General features: G+C 51.5%; 18 protein-coding genes and 1 pseudogene. 6 read left to right on the top strand and 13 right to left on the bottom strand.

Annotation, left to right across the window (positions count from 1 at the left end):
• Positions 1-215: 215 nt before the first annotated feature.
• A complete protein-coding gene (locus ACO0K9_RS24600; protein ID WP_422989395.1) occupies positions 216-710 on the bottom strand; it encodes a hypothetical protein in 495 nt (164 codons plus the stop codon).
• 389 nt (positions 711-1099) lie between these two features.
• Between ACO0K9_RS24600 and ACO0K9_RS24595 the strand changes: the two genes are divergently transcribed.
• A complete protein-coding gene (locus tag ACO0K9_RS24595) occupies positions 1100-1642 on the top strand; it encodes a cytochrome b (protein ID WP_422989393.1) in 543 nt (180 codons plus the stop codon).
• A gap of 58 nt (positions 1643-1700) precedes the next feature.
• On the opposite strand, the gene ACO0K9_RS24590 is transcribed toward ACO0K9_RS24595, so the two are convergent.
• The 9 genes and pseudogenes from ACO0K9_RS24590 to ACO0K9_RS24550 all read right to left on the bottom strand — a co-directional run bounded on the left by ACO0K9_RS24590 (position 1701) and on the right by ACO0K9_RS24550 (position 10076).
• The gene (locus ACO0K9_RS24590; protein WP_422989391.1) at positions 1701-3179 is read right to left on the bottom strand and encodes a hypothetical protein; all 1479 of its coding nucleotides are present in this window, start codon (positions 3177-3179) and stop codon (positions 1701-1703) included.
• 275 nt (positions 3180-3454) lie between these two features.
• Positions 3455-4138, bottom strand: coding sequence for a hypothetical protein (locus ACO0K9_RS24585; RefSeq protein WP_422989389.1), 684 nt, complete (start codon positions 4136-4138; stop codon positions 3455-3457).
• Positions 4139-4531: 393 nt separating this feature from the next.
• The gene (locus ACO0K9_RS24580) at positions 4532-4924 is read right to left on the bottom strand and encodes a cupin domain-containing protein (protein WP_422989387.1); all 393 of its coding nucleotides are present in this window, start codon (positions 4922-4924) and stop codon (positions 4532-4534) included.
• Between the two features lie 91 nt (positions 4925-5015).
• Entirely contained in the window at positions 5016-5861 is an 846-nt protein-coding gene (locus ACO0K9_RS24575; protein WP_422989385.1) for an AraC family transcriptional regulator, read from the bottom strand.
• Between the two features lie 784 nt (positions 5862-6645).
• Positions 6646-7164 (bottom strand): cysteine hydrolase family protein, encoded by a 519-nt coding sequence (locus tag ACO0K9_RS24570; protein WP_422989383.1) that lies wholly within the window; start codon positions 7162-7164, stop codon positions 6646-6648.
• Between the two features lie 138 nt (positions 7165-7302).
• Positions 7303-7428, bottom strand: a pseudogene (locus tag ACO0K9_RS24565) (helix-turn-helix domain-containing protein); the annotation flags it as partial.
• 180 nt (positions 7429-7608) lie between these two features.
• Positions 7609-8331 (bottom strand): hypothetical protein, encoded by a 723-nt coding sequence (locus ACO0K9_RS24560; RefSeq protein ID WP_422989381.1) that lies wholly within the window; start codon positions 8329-8331, stop codon positions 7609-7611.
• A gap of 141 nt (positions 8332-8472) precedes the next feature.
• Entirely contained in the window at positions 8473-8874 is a 402-nt protein-coding gene (locus ACO0K9_RS24555) for a hypothetical protein (protein WP_422989379.1), read from the bottom strand.
• A gap of 278 nt (positions 8875-9152) precedes the next feature.
• Positions 9153-10076 (bottom strand): LysR family transcriptional regulator, encoded by a 924-nt coding sequence (locus ACO0K9_RS24550; protein ID WP_422989377.1) that lies wholly within the window; start codon positions 10074-10076, stop codon positions 9153-9155.
• 355 nt (positions 10077-10431) lie between these two features.
• Here ACO0K9_RS24550 and ACO0K9_RS24545 point away from each other — a divergent pair, with 355 nt between their 5' ends.
• Both ACO0K9_RS24545 and ACO0K9_RS24540 read left to right on the top strand, forming a co-directional pair.
• The gene (locus ACO0K9_RS24545; RefSeq protein WP_422989375.1) at positions 10432-10719 is read left to right on the top strand and encodes a DUF4148 domain-containing protein; all 288 of its coding nucleotides are present in this window, start codon (positions 10432-10434) and stop codon (positions 10717-10719) included.
• Between the two features lie 759 nt (positions 10720-11478).
• The gene (locus ACO0K9_RS24540; RefSeq protein WP_422989373.1) at positions 11479-12471 is read left to right on the top strand and encodes a hypothetical protein; all 993 of its coding nucleotides are present in this window, start codon (positions 11479-11481) and stop codon (positions 12469-12471) included.
• A gap of 1 nt (position 12472) precedes the next feature.
• Here ACO0K9_RS24540 and ACO0K9_RS24535 read toward each other — a convergent pair whose 3' ends face one another.
• Positions 12473-13228, bottom strand: coding sequence for a hypothetical protein (locus ACO0K9_RS24535; protein ID WP_422989371.1), 756 nt, complete (start codon positions 13226-13228; stop codon positions 12473-12475).
• A gap of 260 nt (positions 13229-13488) precedes the next feature.
• Positions 13489-14286, bottom strand: coding sequence for a hypothetical protein (locus ACO0K9_RS24530; RefSeq protein WP_422989369.1), 798 nt, complete (start codon positions 14284-14286; stop codon positions 13489-13491).
• Positions 14287-14531: 245 nt separating this feature from the next.
• Between ACO0K9_RS24530 and ACO0K9_RS24525 the strand changes: the two genes are divergently transcribed.
• Positions 14532-15374 carry a lipase family protein gene (locus ACO0K9_RS24525; RefSeq protein ID WP_422989367.1) on the top strand — a complete coding sequence of 281 codons (843 nt, stop codon included), beginning with the start codon at positions 14532-14534 and terminating at the stop codon, positions 15372-15374.
• A 106-nt stretch (positions 15375-15480) separates the two neighbouring features.
• On the opposite strand, the gene ACO0K9_RS24520 is transcribed toward ACO0K9_RS24525, so the two are convergent.
• The gene (locus ACO0K9_RS24520) at positions 15481-15873 is read right to left on the bottom strand and encodes a DUF3224 domain-containing protein (protein WP_422989365.1); all 393 of its coding nucleotides are present in this window, start codon (positions 15871-15873) and stop codon (positions 15481-15483) included.
• Between the two features lie 189 nt (positions 15874-16062).
• Between ACO0K9_RS24520 and ACO0K9_RS24515 the strand changes: the two genes are divergently transcribed.
• Together ACO0K9_RS24515 and ACO0K9_RS24510 are read left to right on the top strand one after the other, a co-directional pair.
• Entirely contained in the window at positions 16063-16194 is a 132-nt protein-coding gene (locus ACO0K9_RS24515; protein ID WP_422989363.1) for a GlpM family protein, read from the top strand.
• Positions 16187-16753, top strand: a complete 567-nt coding sequence (locus ACO0K9_RS24510; RefSeq protein ID WP_422989361.1) for a hypothetical protein — start codon at positions 16187-16189, stop codon at positions 16751-16753. The genes ACO0K9_RS24515 and ACO0K9_RS24510 overlap by 8 nt, the downstream gene beginning before the upstream one ends.
• Positions 16754-16850: the final 97 nt, after the last annotated feature.

Below are 16850 nucleotides of genomic sequence, written 5' to 3'. Positions count from 1 at the left end.
TCTTGCCGGGCACAGCGGGGACTATGCATCACACATCCCCTGCACTTTACGCTGGCTGAATCGTTCTAGGCCGAGGAAGCGCACGCCGGGGTCAGCGCCCGGCAACTTCACTTCTGCACCAGCTTCCCACCCGCACGCCGCAATACTTCCAGCACAGCCAGCGGGTCACAGCCATAAATGCCAGCACCCCAGGCAGCGTTTTGTTCTACGTGCCTTTATGCTGTCGCTGCCACACCCTCAGGCACGGGTTTGCCACAAGACCCACATTTTTTATCCCTGTGTTGTGGCACGATAACGCCCAGCAAAAACAGGATGCCCAGCGCGGTCGCCATGGCACCCACGCTGCCGGCGGGTTCGAGTTGGGTGGAGCCGCAATGCGGGCAGGCGGCAGGCCTGGGCTCCCCTGTATCTGTGGCATCTGCGACATCCGTAGCGTCTGTAGTGTCAGCATCCATCTCATCTTGCAGGGCGGCTTCAAATTCACCACTGGCGAAGCGGGACAGGACTTCTTTCGCCAGGTCGGCATCTTTCAGCGGTACTTGCAGCCGCACGCCGCCCAGGGCCAGCGACCATTGCCAGTTGGCCCAGACATGATGTTCGCTGGCCAGGCTGGCGGCGATGCCCTCTGATTCCAGCAGGCTGCGCATGAGATGTGCATCCCAGGGGTTGAGATAGGTGGCGACGGTGGTCAGGTCTTGTGATGGCTGCATGCAAGGTCCGTGAAATGCGTTTTCGTTGAGCACGATTCAATGCATGAGGATACCGCATTTAATTTGGCGCACCCAGCAATTTTGTGCTTCTGCTACCTTAAAATGCTGCAGTCAGCCCCTGCCCTGCGGGCGATCACGATTGCGCGCAAGGGCGGGTCTATGACCAAGCGGGCGGCCCCAGGTATTCGGGCGATATCTGATATACAGCAAACTATCTACTGGCTTTTAAGTCTGCTTTAAGATTTGTACCTTATCCTTGTAGCTTATCCTCATGTGATCACCCGCGTGGGTTGATGGTGGCAGGCAATAAGCGTATCACTCCGCCACTTCTGTCATTTATATTTGCTTATTTTGAGCCCACTTATTTTTAGCCATCCACTGAAACCATCATGCATACGACAAGCCGCATCAGCCAGTCAGATACCTACGACAAACGCACCATCATCCTGCATTGGCTAAGTGCCTTGCTGGTGATGGTACTGTGGATAGCCGGACAAACTATCGATTTTTTCCCCACGGGCACGCCGCGCATCACGGTGCGTAGCCTGCATATCAGCTTTGGTGTGCTGCTGACCGTGACCTTGTTTGCGCGTATCCTGTGGCGCCGGAGTGGTGGTAGCAAACTGCCGCCTGCTGATGCCGGTGCCCTGGGCAAGCTGGCCATAGGAGTGCATTATCTGTTGTATGCGTTGATGCTGGCGGTTGTGGTTATTGGTATTGCCGCTGTGTGGATACGTGGTGACAATTTGTTCAACTTGTTCACCGTACCTGCTTTTGATCCGGCGAATAAAGCGTTGCGCCACAATGTCGTAGAACTGCACGGCTTGCTGGCAAATATCCTGCTCGGGCTGGCAGCTTTTCATGCGGCTGCGGCACTGTGGCATAGTCTGGTAAAAAAAGATGGCGTACTGCGCCGCATGTTGCCGACATAATGCATGGCGCATAGAGAGAAATTTCTTATCACCTTCTCCCAAACTGTAAACAATTGCGTTATTCTCTCGAAGATTGAATCAGTTTTTTTCTTGATTTATTAATCTGCTCTATCGCAGCAACTGTCGCAGGAAAATTTTCATTGGGTAGCTTACCATGCCATATTTTTTCAACCTCAAAATAACCTGCTCCTGAATAAAGATATAGTAAGTTTGTCGCCACTCGTTCATCGTCTGGCCAGCCAAGATCTCTTGCTGATAAATTGTTATTTATCTTGCTCAATAATTGTTCTCTTGGCGGATAGCCAGCTAATCGTATGAGTCTATCCAAGCTTGCCGCATCTGATTTCGGAGAAAAATGACCCAATCTGCGCTCCATTATTAGTGCCGCCAAGCGTTCTCGTTTCAGTTCAACACCTTGCGCCAAAAGGTACAGCAGTACTTCGTCAGAAATTTCTGTTGGCAGTACATTTGCCTCAAGTATTTGTTGCTGTTTTTCATTTCGCTGCTTCAAATCAATGCCCAGCACTTCTAATTCTTTTAAGTCATCAACACGGATATTTCCGGCATGATTTCGGGTATATTCCCACCATATGGGCTCAAGTCCCATGCTGGCAATTCCACTTTTATACATACAATCAATATGCAGATCGTGTTCTTTTACATTTTTCAATACTTCAAAATTGGAGTCTTTATAAAAGATATGACTTAAGAACTCGACCTGAAGTTCGGTACAGGCATTTTTTGAGTTAATTCCCTGTTTTTTTTCGTGGGCAATGATTGCTTCAACAATTAATGAAGCTAGCTTAGGGTCTCGGCTGGTATTGGTTTTCAAGCACATTAAAATGACAGAGCTAATTGTATTTGCATTTGGTATGCTATCTGCGTTTTTGAGCGACTCACTAGCCTGGAGTAAATTGTTATTGCATACACCTTGAGCAAATAAACTTTTTTCAAAAGCGGTTCTGCTTAGCCCACTGACGGTATGATCGTTAACATAGGTAAGACGATATTGGCCAAGCAATTGAAAGCCCGCCAAAAGAATAAGAGAAGCCGCAATATATTTGAATGTTCTGGCCCCGGAATATCCCGTCCCAGACTTATCTTCTGAGTAGATAGGCTTAGGATGCCACTTCGTGATGAGCAGTGCCAATATCCCGTAACTAAAGCATGCCTCTGCCAAGTGAAAAAAAACTCTGTCTGAACCGAGTTCATGCGAAGAAAAATGCAATTTAAATGGTGGCAGACGAAAGAAATACCATAGTAAAGGGATGCTTACGAAAAATGAAAGTCCTCCCAGCAAAACAAGTGCGAAATTATCGACATCCTGCTTTTTTTCATCTTTCGCCAATTGCAGCCAGGCTGAAAATAGTACCCAGGTTGCCCATAGGCCAAAAGCGCCAAATATAGCAAAGAGAATTGAAAGCACCGCCATCAAGCTCCAAAAACCTGTTACCAGGCCCGTTATAAAAACGGCTGGTGCCAAGACTTCAGATTTGAATGTGTCAACGTCAGTTCTTGGGCTGGTAGGCAAAATCATGATGCAAACTTGGTGGACATGTCGTTTTCCTCTATCGGAATCAGTGCTAAATACTGCATCTTAATAGAATACGGTCCTGACCTGTCAGAACTGGAACAGTTGGTTTGACGTATTGAGGTGTTGGTGGTTTGCGTGTGTATCGTTTTATACATTCACACGGTTAATCCGGTGCGCGCGGCGCACCCTACCACACGTGCAAATTTGCTGGGTAGGGTGCGCCATGCGCACCATTTTTTTCTAAACCGGAATCACCTGCCCGCAGCTAATGTCCGCAACTAATTCTGACTAATCGACTGTATCCCCAACTCATCCAGATAACTGTCCAACTCTGCCGATGGCGCATGCAAAATCATGATATAGGGATACATCGACGTCTTTTTCTTGAACAACAGCGTTGCATAGTGCCCGGTGATGCGCCAGTGTTTGATCGTGCGGGTCCAGGCCAGCACGGATGCCTTGTCGGTGATGCGGTAATACGCCACCACGTCGTCACGGAAATCGTATTCGGCACAAAAGGGCAAGGCTTTTCTGGCTTTGCGAAGCATGTTGCCTGCCCTTTTTTTGGCGCTCCACGCCCACACCCTTGCGGTCATGGCTGTATGTCTTTCGACGATTTTCTTTTTATCCCAGAACAAAACACACAGGACAGAAAAAATAGATATCAAGATCATGTCCAGCCTCACTGAATAGACTATCGAGCCGCCCAGGTAAAAAGAAAGAAGAGAAAGGCCAAGCCCAAAAATACCCAGATACTTCAACGTCGACAGCAACCATGCATACAGCTTTGGCGGCAGTATCCGGTCACGATAAGCCGCAAAGCGTTCCAAAAAAATCGTCACCAGCTCTGCTTCCAGTGCATGCAAAAATTCCTCCGTCACTGGCGTCTTCAATAGCAAGCGACGGGGTGACCGGCTGCTTTCAGTTGAGGTGCCTGATATGGGATTGTGCAGGTCGGTCATAGAGGTCAATATTCCATTTTTGTGGATTGGCTATGTCAGATAAATGCTTGGGTAAGCAATCAAAAAACTGCCAGAAAATTTCATGGTACACCATCCCGTAGGGTGCACCATGTGCACCGTTCTTTCAAACGCAAGGCAGCATTCGGTGCGCGTGGTGCACCCTACTCTGGGTATGCGCAGCCTTTTTTACATATACAGGTAAGGCGAGCATTTTATTATTACAAGCATTTGCACATATGTTCGACATTTATCTTTGTTCACGTTACGTGAACATTCTTAAAAACAGAACAAGCTGCGCAATTGCATGCCGAAATTTTCAGGAAATCCGAATTAAAGGCCACTCAAAAACATTATAGGTCATTGATATTAATGAATTTTCCACTATTTTAACTTTCAAATCCACACATCCAGCGCACTCGTCCTGTCACCACCCTCATCACCCGTGTTCACCACGCCTCGCGGCTCTATGAGCAAGAGTTTGACTTCATGTTCGGCATAGGGTTTGTGTTCAATGCCTTTGGGGACGACGAACATTTCGCCTTGTGATATCAGTACGTGGCCGTCGCGAAAGTCGATGCGTAGCTGCCCTTCCAGGACGATGAAGCTTTCGTCGGTATCGGCATGGTCGTGCCAGATGAAATCGCCCTGCAGGCGGGCGACTTTGAACTGGTAATCGTTCATTTCGGCGATGACTTTTTGCGACCATTGTTCGCTGAACAGGCTGAATTTGTTGGCGAAGTTGATGCTCTGGTAGTGCTTTGCCGGGGTGTCTGGCTGGGTAGGCATGGTGACTTATCCTTTGGTGGAATGAACAAGCGCCCAGCATAGGCAAAGTCAGACAGCAAATATTGTACGATTGTGCGTAGCACGTATTGCACTATCTTTTGACGTTCGTCCCATGCATTTTCAGCCAGTGCAGCGGCGTCAGGCCAAAGGTTTTGCTGAAGTGCTTGGTCATATGGCTTTGGTCAGTAAAGCCGGCGGCCAGTGCGGCATTCACCAGGGAATCACCCCGCATCAGCAAGCTTTTGACCAGGTCCAGGCGGCGCATGGTCAGGTAGCGATAGGGGCTGGTGCCGAACAGCAGACGAAAATCGCGAGACAGGCTCCAGCGGTCGCGGCCACTGTGTTCTGCCAGTTCTTCGAGGGTAATGTTATGGGTGAAGTTATCGGTGATAGCGGTGTGGATGTATTCACGCGCCCTTTCTGCCGCCAGGTAATCAAAACGCTGGCTGCCTGCGGAGTCACCTGCGAGCTTACCTGATATGGCATGCATGGCATGGGCCAGGTCGAACAGGGCATCTTGTTCTTCCAGTGCATCCATGGGGCTGTCCATACGTTGCAGCAAGGCCAGAGTGGCGGCATGCAGACGCGGGTTTGCCGAGATACCCTCTTTCACAAAGGGCAAGGGCTGGCCACCAAGGATTTGTTGTATCAGTGCTGGTTCAACATACATCATGCGGTAGTGAAAACCATCACCCGTACCGGCCTGCCCGTCATGCGCTTCGTCTGGGTGCAAGACGATGGTGCCACCTGGCAAGCTGTGTCGTTCACTGCCCCGATAGGCAAAGCTTTGCACGCCAGACAGGGTGGTGCCTATCGCATAGGTATCGTGCCTGTGCATGGCATAGGCATTGCCGGCGAAATAGGCTTCGATACGTTCCAGCCGGTTGGAGTTGGTGCCTGGGGCGTGATGTATCCAGTCTTTATGATGTTTGCTCATGGCCTTGGTTGCTACGCACTTGCTGTTTTGATGAACCTGTAGTCATTTCCAATTTACCTATATGCCGATTTTAAGCTTTTACGAACTCTTGTGGTACACCGCGCGCGCCGCCGCCATGTATATAAAAGAACGGTGCGCGTGGCGCACCCTACCAGAGCCTGCATCTCTTAAAACGGCAGTTGCTCATGCGGGGTGACCTGGATTTGCCCCATGCAACTCCATACCCAGTTGTGGTGCTGGATGATGGTGGGTGCGTCCTTTGCGACCTCTTGTAGAGTGGATTATGCGCACCGCTGCATCCACCGCCTTTCCTGCACAGTCCGTTCACCAAAATATTTGCGTGGATTGCCGCACATAAAACAGCTGCATACTGCCGGCGTATGTAATACCAGGCCCAATTTTTTTGGGCTCAGCTTGCCTTGCCAACCGTAAAAATAATACTGACGTTTCTTCTTCAAGCGCGCGTCATGATGTCTGCGCAAGGCGCGAGAGTGGTCTTTCATCATTGTTCCTCAAGAACCCGGGCGGCCCGATTGCCGCGTTGTGGGTCATGCGGAACAATGATTTACGTTGATTCATGATGCGTTCTTTCTATCGTCATTGATGAAATGAGCTTTGATTATTGGTGAACAATACGGAATTTTGCAAGCGCATTATGGTAAAAGTGGGCCATTCACGGTCCGAAAACTTCATGGCCCCAGTAGGGTGCGCCGCGCGCACCGTTCTTTCAAACGCAAGGCCAGCATTCGGTGCGCGTGGCGCACCCTACCAGAGCCTGCATCTCTTAAAACGGCAGTTGCTCATGCGGGGTGACCTGGATTTGTCCCATGCAACTCCATACCCAGTTGTGGTGCTGGATGATGGTGGGTGCGTCCAGGTGCGGGCGCTGGCCGGTGGTGTGGGCATCGGCGATTACCACGGTCTTGATGCCCAGTGCTGCGGCCTGGCGGACATTGGTGTCGATGCAGAATTCTGTGGCATAGCCGCACACAAATACTTCAGTGATGCCACGCTCGGCCAGCGCTGCCTGAAAGCGGCTTTGCTGGAAGGCGCTGCTATGCTGTTTGGCGCTGACAAAGTCGCCAGGCTGCGGTGCAATCGCTGGCGGGAACTGCCATGTGGCGCTGTCTTTTTCCCATGGACTATCGGCTTCATCATGCTGCACATACACCACCGGCATGCCAGCCTGGCGTGCCCTGCTGATCAGGTTATTGATGCGTGCCAGCACCAGGTCGGCCTGATGGGCTGGCGGGTCGTTGAAAATGGCGTTTTGAAAATCGATGATGAGCAAGGCGGAAGACATGGGGTTTCTCCAAAAATAGGGGACTTGTGTATGTCGATACAGAGGCAAAAGCAGATGCGGAATTCAATGCAGTATACCGCTTCAATGCATCAAGTGTCGGGCGACAGTTTTGCTGCAATGCCTGCACTGCTACTGCTGCAGGGGCATCTCCAGCCGCGTTTCCAGCCCGCGTATGGTGTGGCTCAAGGCCGATTGCGATACCCCAAGCTGGGCAGCAGCCCGGGTAAAACTACCCTCACGGGCAACGGTGATGAAGGCAAGCAGGTCATTGAAGTTTTCTTTTTTTCATTCATGGACCTCTTTTCGTAAGACGCTGGCAATGCAGGGCAAAGTGATCGTCGCACAGGGATCATAGTAGGGTGTGCTCACCGGTTTTATGTCATGCAAAAAGCCGGTGCGCGCGGCGCACCCTACTCCAGATCGACGACTACACGCGTCATCAGATTACTTGGCATAATACTGTACGGTCGCCTGTCGGCGAAACTTATCATAATTGACCACTACTACACCCGCATGCATGCCAATGGCGAATTGCGAGCCTGACATGGCAAGATTGAATGGAACAGAATACCAAGGGCCGTCATGGACGATGATCTGCAGACTGGGGCGGTGATCACTGAGGTCTACCATCTCCAGATCACCTGTCGTCAGTATAAATACACGCCCGCCATCAGTCACTACGTCGACCGGTGCGCCAGTCAATAATGTGACCAAACTCAATCTGGGTTTGCCTTCAACTTCATCCAGACGATAAAGGCTTCCCACGTCGATTCCCATATGGAGCAGACCGGTCAGCACAAATAGCTGGTTTTGCAATTTGAAGAAACCGACAATATTGTCTTCGACCACCGTGAACGAATTCGCTTTCGCATCCGTGGCAAGCAGCTTGCCACCAAATTCACCGTTGTTAATGGCTTGATAGCGATACAATTTTCCGTCTATGCTAGTACGGATACCATTCCGTACAGGTTGATCCGCTTCCACCTGCAATTGCGTGCCGGTAGTCTTGACGCCATAAAATGGTAATTTGATGCGGTCCAAATGGATACCACCTCTTTGCTCACGCACTTGCTTGCTAAAACCCATAGCTTGCAATTGATCAGAAAAATCAGTTGCGTGCACCAGGCTGGACGCGATGATTGCAATGGTAGCTACGATCAGTTTCATAATTTTCGGATGTCAACAATCAGTGCGTTGGAACGAATAGGTGGGTGCGCCGCGCGCCCAGGTTTTGCGGCAGGTAAAACATCGGTGCGCGTGGCGCACCCTACCGGTCGGCGACTACACTGCCGCATCGATCTATCTGCATCACCCAGGCACATCCACTTCATTGCCGACAAAATACGAAGCGTCACTGCCTAATCCTGCCAGGCTGATGTCGTGGGCGTGGGGGTTGTTGAAATCAAGTTTGAGGTGATAATTTTTGCTGGCATCGACTGCCAGTACGGCCACCAGCGGGCGGGACTTACCTTCTTTTTCGAGCTCGTCAAACAGGCTCAGCATCAGCGGGCCCAGCAGGTCGGTGTAGTCGGCGCTGGCATGTTGCGGGTTTAACTGCCGGCCTTTGCGGCAGATGAACTGGAAATGGTTCTGCGCGTTGCCAGCGGCCTGGAAGCGGCATAGCACCTGATCCCATTGCTGTCTGGAGGCTGTCATCAGGGCGAGCAATACCTTGGCCATGACGACAGTAATTTCATTCTTGCGGGACATCCCTGTTTCCTTATTCTATTTCACCCGTGGTACGGGCTGGCTTACGTGGGCAAGCGCTCTCATGTCCCATGCTTTTGTGACGCCATCTGTTCGATAGAAACCGCGTGAGATTGTTCCAGAAAATAAGCATGAACAATGCCAGAACAAGGTCGCACCAGCTTCCAGCCCTGTATTTTATCCTAAGCCCGCCTTGTTGACCGGGGGAAACATAACTGCGCGCCCCTGCATCATCAACTCAGTTATCAACTCAGCCCGCAACTCAAGCCTCGGCTCGGCCCTCAACTCAGCCAGATATCACTTTCAGGATTGGGGTATTTCGCCAGGATGAAATCAACAAAGCTGCGCACCTTGGCAGACAGCAGGCGGCGGCTGGGGTAGACCATGGAAATCGATACCCGGCCAAAACACTGATCCGGAAACAGCCTGACCAGGCGGCCGCTGACGACGTCATCGGTCAACTGGAATGAGGTGCGCAAGGCCAGGCCCATGCCGGCCAGGGCACAGACGCGCAGCACATCGGCATTATTGGAAATGACGGTGCTATGGATGGGAATATGTTTGCCCAGCTCTGGCCCATCGCAAGAATTGCGCACCATCCAGTTATCACGCAAGAACTCATAGCTGAAATTCAGGCAGCGATGCTGGGAAATTTCATCCGGCGTTTTAGGCGTGCCATGCTTCTTCAGATAGTCGGGCGAAGCACACAGCACCACTTCAGACGTGGCCAGCTTGCGCGAAATCATGTTGCCATCGATTTTTTGCAGATCGAGAAAGAAGCCGACATCGATCCCCTCTTCCACCAGGTCCACATGGTGGTCGGTGATTTTGATGTCCAGCACCACATCTGGAAACTCTTGCGCATATTGCGGCAACAGCGGTGCCAGTTGCGCTTTGCCGAAATGTGGGACAGAATAAATGCGCAAGGTGCCGCTGGGTTTTTTGGCCGAATACGAGGCCACGGCATCGGCATCATCAATGTCGGCCAAGATCTGGCGTACCCGTTCCAGGTAGATCTGCCCGGTTTCTGTCAGCGACAATTTACGGGTGGAACGGTTCAGCAAACGCGTGCCCAGATGGCCTTCCAGGTCAGCAACATAGCGGGTCACCACAGCATTCGACATCTCTAATGCCTGTGCCGCCTTGGCGAAATTACCCAGTTCAACGACCTTGGAAAAAAGTCGCATTGATTGCAGCCTGTCCATTTTTCAAGTCCTTTATTGTTTCGGATTCCACAATAGTATATTCCTAATTTACTACTTTATTGTTGAAACCGGAAAGCCTACACTGCATTCATCGGTGAAGGATGACTACAAAACAATCTTTCACCGTGCCGCAATCGACAGACTTTTTTCAGTTGCCGCCAGAAGTGAACTGTTTCTTGCACTTCATGACGGCAATGTGACAGGACTTATGCAAGCGAGTCCCATTTAAACAAGTAGAGGCCCTTGCAAGATGAAACTGACGTGACTATCCCGTCGGGTCGGGTTCATCTTGCAGCGGACCTCGGGTCAGATAGAAAGCGGTTTCTCTTACATTTTTATACGATAGGAAATCATCATGAATGCGAAACAAGTCTTTTTGGCCACCAGCGCTTTTTTCCTGACCAGCTCTGCCGTCTTTGCTGCCGACACTGCTACGCCAGCCCCAAAAACCCGTGCCGAAGTGGTAGCTGAACTGGTACAGGCCCGTGCCAACGGTGAAGAACTGGGCAGCGAAGGTTTTGCCTGGTACCCAGCACAAAAAGCTGCCCTGGTAAAAGCCAACACAGAAACCAGGCTGGCTGCTGAAAAAGCCGCTGCTGAATCCAAAGTTGCTGGTAACACCCAGAAAGCACAGCAAAACTAAGAACCTATTTACGATCTTACTGCGCGTGCGTGATCGGGGTTCATGCGCTGCTCAAAATGCTCATGTACCTGAAGTACATTCCGCTTTTTGCGCTGCGTTTTTGTTACCCTTACCCCGCTGACGCTCGCTCGCTACAGATCGTAAACAGGTTCTAAGTTCAGCAACTAATCAGCCGTACCCAAACGCGGGGAAGATAGCGGGCAGCAATGCCCCTGTCTTCCCCGTTTTGTTTTCTTAACCAGAACGTAGGTACGATTAGTGGAGCGTAATCGTACACATGTCTGTCACGGCATGCTGTCTTCAATAGCTGATAAGACAGGAAAATTGGAAGCTTCTTCATCATTGCCAGGCACAACATACGTGCGATTACGCTTCGCTAATCTCACCTACAAACTCTCATAGAAAGTAGGTACGATTAGTGGAGCGTAATCGTACGCATGTCTGTCACGCCATGCTGCCTTCAGCAGTTGATAAGACAGGAAAATTGGAAGCTTCTTCGTCATTGCCAGGCCAACATGCGTGCGATTACGCTTCGCTAATCTCACCTACGTACTCTCATAGTCGCCTGCCTGTACTCTTTCCGCTTATCCACAAAGATCAACCGTTTGTCCGCCGGGTTTGCCATGCGCTTTGCTGATCAGCTACTATCCCGTTGAATGATCGTCGCTGGCCAAAAACAGGTCAAAAACGGGTCAAAAACAAGCCAGAATCAATTTTTCTGGCATTATTATTCCGTTGCTCATCCCAAAGGAAGCCTTCATGCACAAGCAGGTACAGAGCAGCAAATCTTTAACCTCGAATTCAGTAGCGATTGCCCGCTTACTCAGCATCAGTGTCGTTTTATATGGCGCAGTGCGTATTGCGCGTGTCTGGATATCCCCCAATAGCGCGGGCAGCGAGATGATGGGCGTGCTGGTGTTCAGCTGTGCTGCCGGTCTGGGTTTGTGGGCGAACACGTACGACAGCGCACTGCCCAAGCGCCTGTTTGCCATGTTCTTCAATGCATTCTGCTCGCTGACATTGCTGTCTAACCTAAGGCAAGGCAGCAGGCCAATAGACCCGATTCCATTGTGGCAGGTCATCTGGTTTGGCCTTACCTTCGGCCTGAATATCTATGTTCTCGCCAGGGGAAAAATATTACATGCTGAACCAGAACAGCTGGCAGACGACGAGCCAGCCCCAGATTCAGACCCCAACCCAGCGCAAGCGCCTGCCGACTCCCGCACCCGCGACCATCATTTCGCCATGACGCGCATGGTGTTACAAGCGCTTTTACAAAGTGAACATGCAAGCCCTTTTGTCAATGGCCTGAAAAGCAAAGGGCGCTCCTTGTTCGCCAGCATATGGGACGATTATGGAAAAAAATCGATCAAAGACCCGGCGCACATCATCCCCAGCGACGAGATTGAAGTCTATGTCGACCAGACGGCATCCGGCAAAGAAATCATCACCATCAAAATGCCCAAGCCCGTTGCCAGAAACGAGACCTATTTTGTCGCCATCGTTCAGGATGAAGAATATGGCAGCTACTACACCTACAGTCTTGAGCTCAGCATCATACCCAAAGCCGACAAAATGTTTACGATGCTGACTGGCATCCGTAACGGCAATCGCGCCAACTTCGGCCTTGGGCCAACGCCGGATAAAAACGCCTTTGTGGCTGCGATATCGAACATGCTGGAGACGCCGAAAGAGCCAAGCACCATGATGCAGATGCCGACATTGCTCGCCACCGCTGAGATGCAGACCTGATTCAGGGCAATTGCCAGGCGCTGATACTGAGCGCCTGCAATTCCATATCCACCATAAAATCACCCGCTGCATCCTTGCTGGCGGCATCACGTGAACGCAGTTGCCCGGTGATTTTGACAGGGAAGCCCAAAAAAGCTTCCGGATGCAGGCCAAGGGTACGCCCATAACCCCGCGTCAATGCCAGCCGTACGGCCGATGCCGATGCAGGAATATCGGCCACGATGATCTCGTAGTGCTCGACATGCGCAAAGCGCCGCGTGAAGATCAGCACCAGCCGCGCCACCACCGTGTACCGCAATTCGACTCGGTAACGGCGGGCGGCATAGCCATTCCAGTTCGCCACCGGTTCAGGCGGACTGATGGTGATGTGCTCATCTTTTATGCTACCCGCCAGCGGGTCGAACAAACTGCCTTTTTCGGGCAACAATGGGGTGTTGATGTCGGCATGGCTATCGGCATGACTGTCAGCGGGCATGGGCTCGAAACGCGTATGGGCACCGTCATCGTCAGACACTTCGCTGACCTGCCCTCTGGACAGATTCATCAGGCGAAAGTGCATGCCATCGATCTCGGTCACATAGCGGCCCTGGCCATTGCGCTCTGGCTTGCCAGGCTGGCGGCTCTGGCTGTGTTGTTCAAATTCTATACGCACACCTGCATGCGCATGCAGCGTCATAAAACACAGTGGCATCAGCAGCAGGTATCTTTTGAGGCGGGCTGTGTTCAGCTTATTGTGGGCTAGTTTGTAATGCGGCATGATGATCCTCCAGTTGATAAGTGGTGTTGGCGCAGCATGCAGAAGCTGGCGGCGACTGTCCACCTGGAGGTAAAAAGTAGCAGCATTCATGCAAAAGAGTTGCAGGATGTGCTGCCTGGAGATATCCGTGAATCTACTAGGACTTACGCAAAACCGCCCCAACTGCGTTGCAGCGACTAGTCGTACTAAAGTACTGTCTTCGTCGCTACGCCTTGCTGGAACAATTTTTCGTAAGTCCTATCTATGTATTTACAAATTATTTACAGCTTGAATTCAGCCTTCAACTGACGCTCGATATTCTTGCCGTGTTCTTTGCCAAACTGGGCATCGATGGCGCTGAGCATGGTGCGGGCATAGCCCATCAAATACGCTTTGGCATCATGCGCATCGCCGGGCTGTATCAGTTCCAGCTCGATACCATCCTTGTTCAGCAATTGCGCCAGCCTGGTACTGACTTCGGCTGGCAGGCTGTCCTTGTACAGTGATACCACATAGCGTTTTTTGGCAATATCCTGCTGGGCTGCCTGCATCCACTGTCTGGTTTTTTCATCCGGCACCAAGGATTCCCGGCTTTGCCCCAGCTCTTTTTCCGTCGGGATAGCGGCCAGGTCCAGCTTGGTGATGGTGCAGGCTGGTTTGTCCAGGGTCAGGACGATGCCGCTGCCCAGTTCATCCACACGGTCAGCACCACCTTTGGGGCCATAGCCCTGTTTGGATTGGCTGCCGCCCCAGGTCGATGTCAAATAACGTGGCACCGCGCCAGAATAATCATACAGGCTGATCTTGACCAGTTCTGTCGTCTGCGTCACGCTGCGTTGGAAATCGCGCTCATAAATTTCCCTCGCGCCCTGCTCGGTTTTGACACCCAGCACAAAACCATTTGGCAGCGTCAGCTTGTGGACCTGGCTGGAATTGCCTTCCCACTGCGCCAGTTGATTGCCGCCATACGCCAGGCTGACTTTTTGCACACCGGGGCAAAGTTCAGCCTGGGCCGTACCACTGATGGCAAACAATGCAACTACGGCACCCGCTACGTGATTCAATCTGGACAAAGTCATTACGCCTACTCCTAAAGTGTTGTCCTACAACGCGACCATCAAAAAAGTTTCATCCAAAGCCATCCAAAGTCCATAACATTTTAATCACTCTATAAGAAAAAGCAAATATGATGGCAAGTTTGCCACCCTTCGCTTGTCGATCTGGCTTGTATGCACTATCTTGAAATCCTGTGCATCTGACCGTATCAGTGACAGCAGCGATTTTGGCTGGCATCGTCAACAAAAAATTCAAGCAAGGATGATGTATGCAATACGACCCCAGCGAAACCGCGCTGTTTCACCCGGAACAGCAACCCGCACTGCTGAGCAAAGATAAAAAGTGGACCAGCCACGCCACTTGCGCCGAACTGTCGCGACTGGCCTACTGGCGCTTTGAACAGGGTGGCCAGCCATTGGCCGCGCTGGAAAATAGCCTGGCCAATGCGCAGATGGACAAGCTGCAATTTTTTAAAAATGCAGACAGCGGCAGCCAGGCATTTGCCGTCAGCAGTGCCGACGGCAATACCAGTTACCTCAGCTTCAGAGGCACGCAGACCGATGACATCACAGACCAGATCGCCGATATCCGCTTCGTCCCTGCCGAGTGGAAGGGGCGTGGCACCGTGCATTCCGGTTTTCTGGCCGCGTTTCAAAGTCTAGAAAAAGAACTCGATGCATGGTTCCGGCGCTGCGAAGCCAATACCGTCTGGATATGTGGCCACAGCCTGGGCGCAGCACTGGCAACCCTGGCCGCTGCCAAATACCCAGGCACACGGCTGGTCAATTTCGGTTCACCCTGTGTCGGCAATGCCCAATTTGCCGCCAGCTTTACCGGGCGCGAGGTAGCACGCTACGTCAACTGCGCCGATTTGGTCACCAAACTGCCACCAGAATCAGCTTGTTATCAGCACCTGGAAGGCCTGCGCTACATAGACCGCAACGGCGTCATGCCGCCCGGCATGGGCAGCACAGAGATGGAAGCCGACCAGCAAGTCGCCACCGCCGCCTACGCGCTGGAACGCGCCAGCATCCCAGGCAATGTGCCGTTTCGCCACCTGGCAGACCATGCCCCGATCAATTATGTGCGGGCATTATTGGGAGAATTGTAGTTGGTGCTTGCGTTGTTGCTTTAGTTGTTGTTTGCGCTGGTACTTAAGTTGTTGCTTGGGTTGTTGTTTGCGTTGTTGTCTGGGTTATTGCTTGGGTTATTGCTGCTTAGGGCAGCGCATAATCAAAGCTGTAATGATGCTGCCCATTGCTGATATCTATCGCCAGCTTGCCGCTGAGCCCGGTCAGTTCATCCGTGCCAGAATCCGGCACCACCTGCACCGTCAGCGACGGCATGCCACGGCTCATGACGCCGGTATGCATCAGCACAAAGCTGCCCTTCCTCCCTTGCAGCGTACCCGTCACACGCTCCATCGCCACATAACCGGCAGAACCCTTGGTCGCCGTACCCGCCGCCAGCATCTCCCCCAGGCTATGCGCTTCCAGCTCGCCAACAAAATGTTTATCAAACGTCTGGCGACCCAAAGCCGCCTCCGCAATCTCGCTGGCAGCAGGCTGCGGTGTCATCTTGATGGTGAAAGTTCCGGTGGCTTGGGGCATGTTAATCTCCTTGGATGTGAGAATGCAACCTGCTGTGACTGCATGAAGATATTCAGGTTTGTTGATGGCTTATTTCAGGCAATGTAGCAAATCAAAGTCTGCCATACAAAGAAGGGATACACCAGCTTGAACTACCGTCAAGTCCGCTAGACTGGCATTCTGACTTGGTCCATAATACCAATCGATTCCATGATTGCCCTCTTACTCAAATGCCTGCTTGGTGCACTGGCCGTTCTGCTAATAGCGCTGGCTTCCAAATCCCGCTACTTCGTGCTGGCTGGTTTGGTGCCGCTGTTTCCCATATCTGAATGCCATGTATAGAAAATCTTTTCCAGCCTGCACAGTAAAAGGAAGCCTTGCACCAGTCCCCTATGGGCATATGGTCTTACATGGCGCTGTTCCAGAAAAATGCACATCCTGCAAACACCTGTTTGAAGGCTCATGCACACGCGCTTTGGACGATGTTGAAGATTATCAATCTCTTGACTATGGGCCATGTACGGTGAACGGCCCTTGCACTCCTGTCCCTATGCCTGACACGTCGAACCGTATTCTTTTTGTTCCAGAAAAATGCCAGGCCTGCACAAATCTGACACGCGACACCATACGCGGCTATATTTGTAACGAGAACATTTCCACCTGGCGAAGCTTCCCGCGCTCTCTGGATTGGGGCGAGTGGCACCCCATTCACCTTCCTATGGGTATCCAGCAAAAAATCATCGCAACAGATGAAGTATTGAACGAAATCGCAGCTAAGCGAAAAGCGCAGGCAGTCGTCTTGCTGAAAAGTCTGTATGTCGGTCTCAGCACAGCCGCTGCAATACAATGCGTGGACATCTTTGCAGAGCGGCTGAATTCAAGGGGAACGGTAAGTGAATAATTATTGATGGCGGGATATCAATCATCATACAGCGCGGCCTGCACGCTCAACTATCGTTGAGCATTTCAACCCCGTCTATTGCAATTCGCTACCAAAC

Origin of the sequence: Undibacterium sp. Ji50W (genome assembly GCF_049340445.1) — a bacterium.
Taxonomy (GTDB): Bacteria; Pseudomonadota; Gammaproteobacteria; order Burkholderiales; family Burkholderiaceae_D; genus Undibacterium.
The sequence above is the reverse complement of the archived record's forward strand: the minus strand, read 5'-3'. Positions and strand labels throughout refer to the sequence as shown.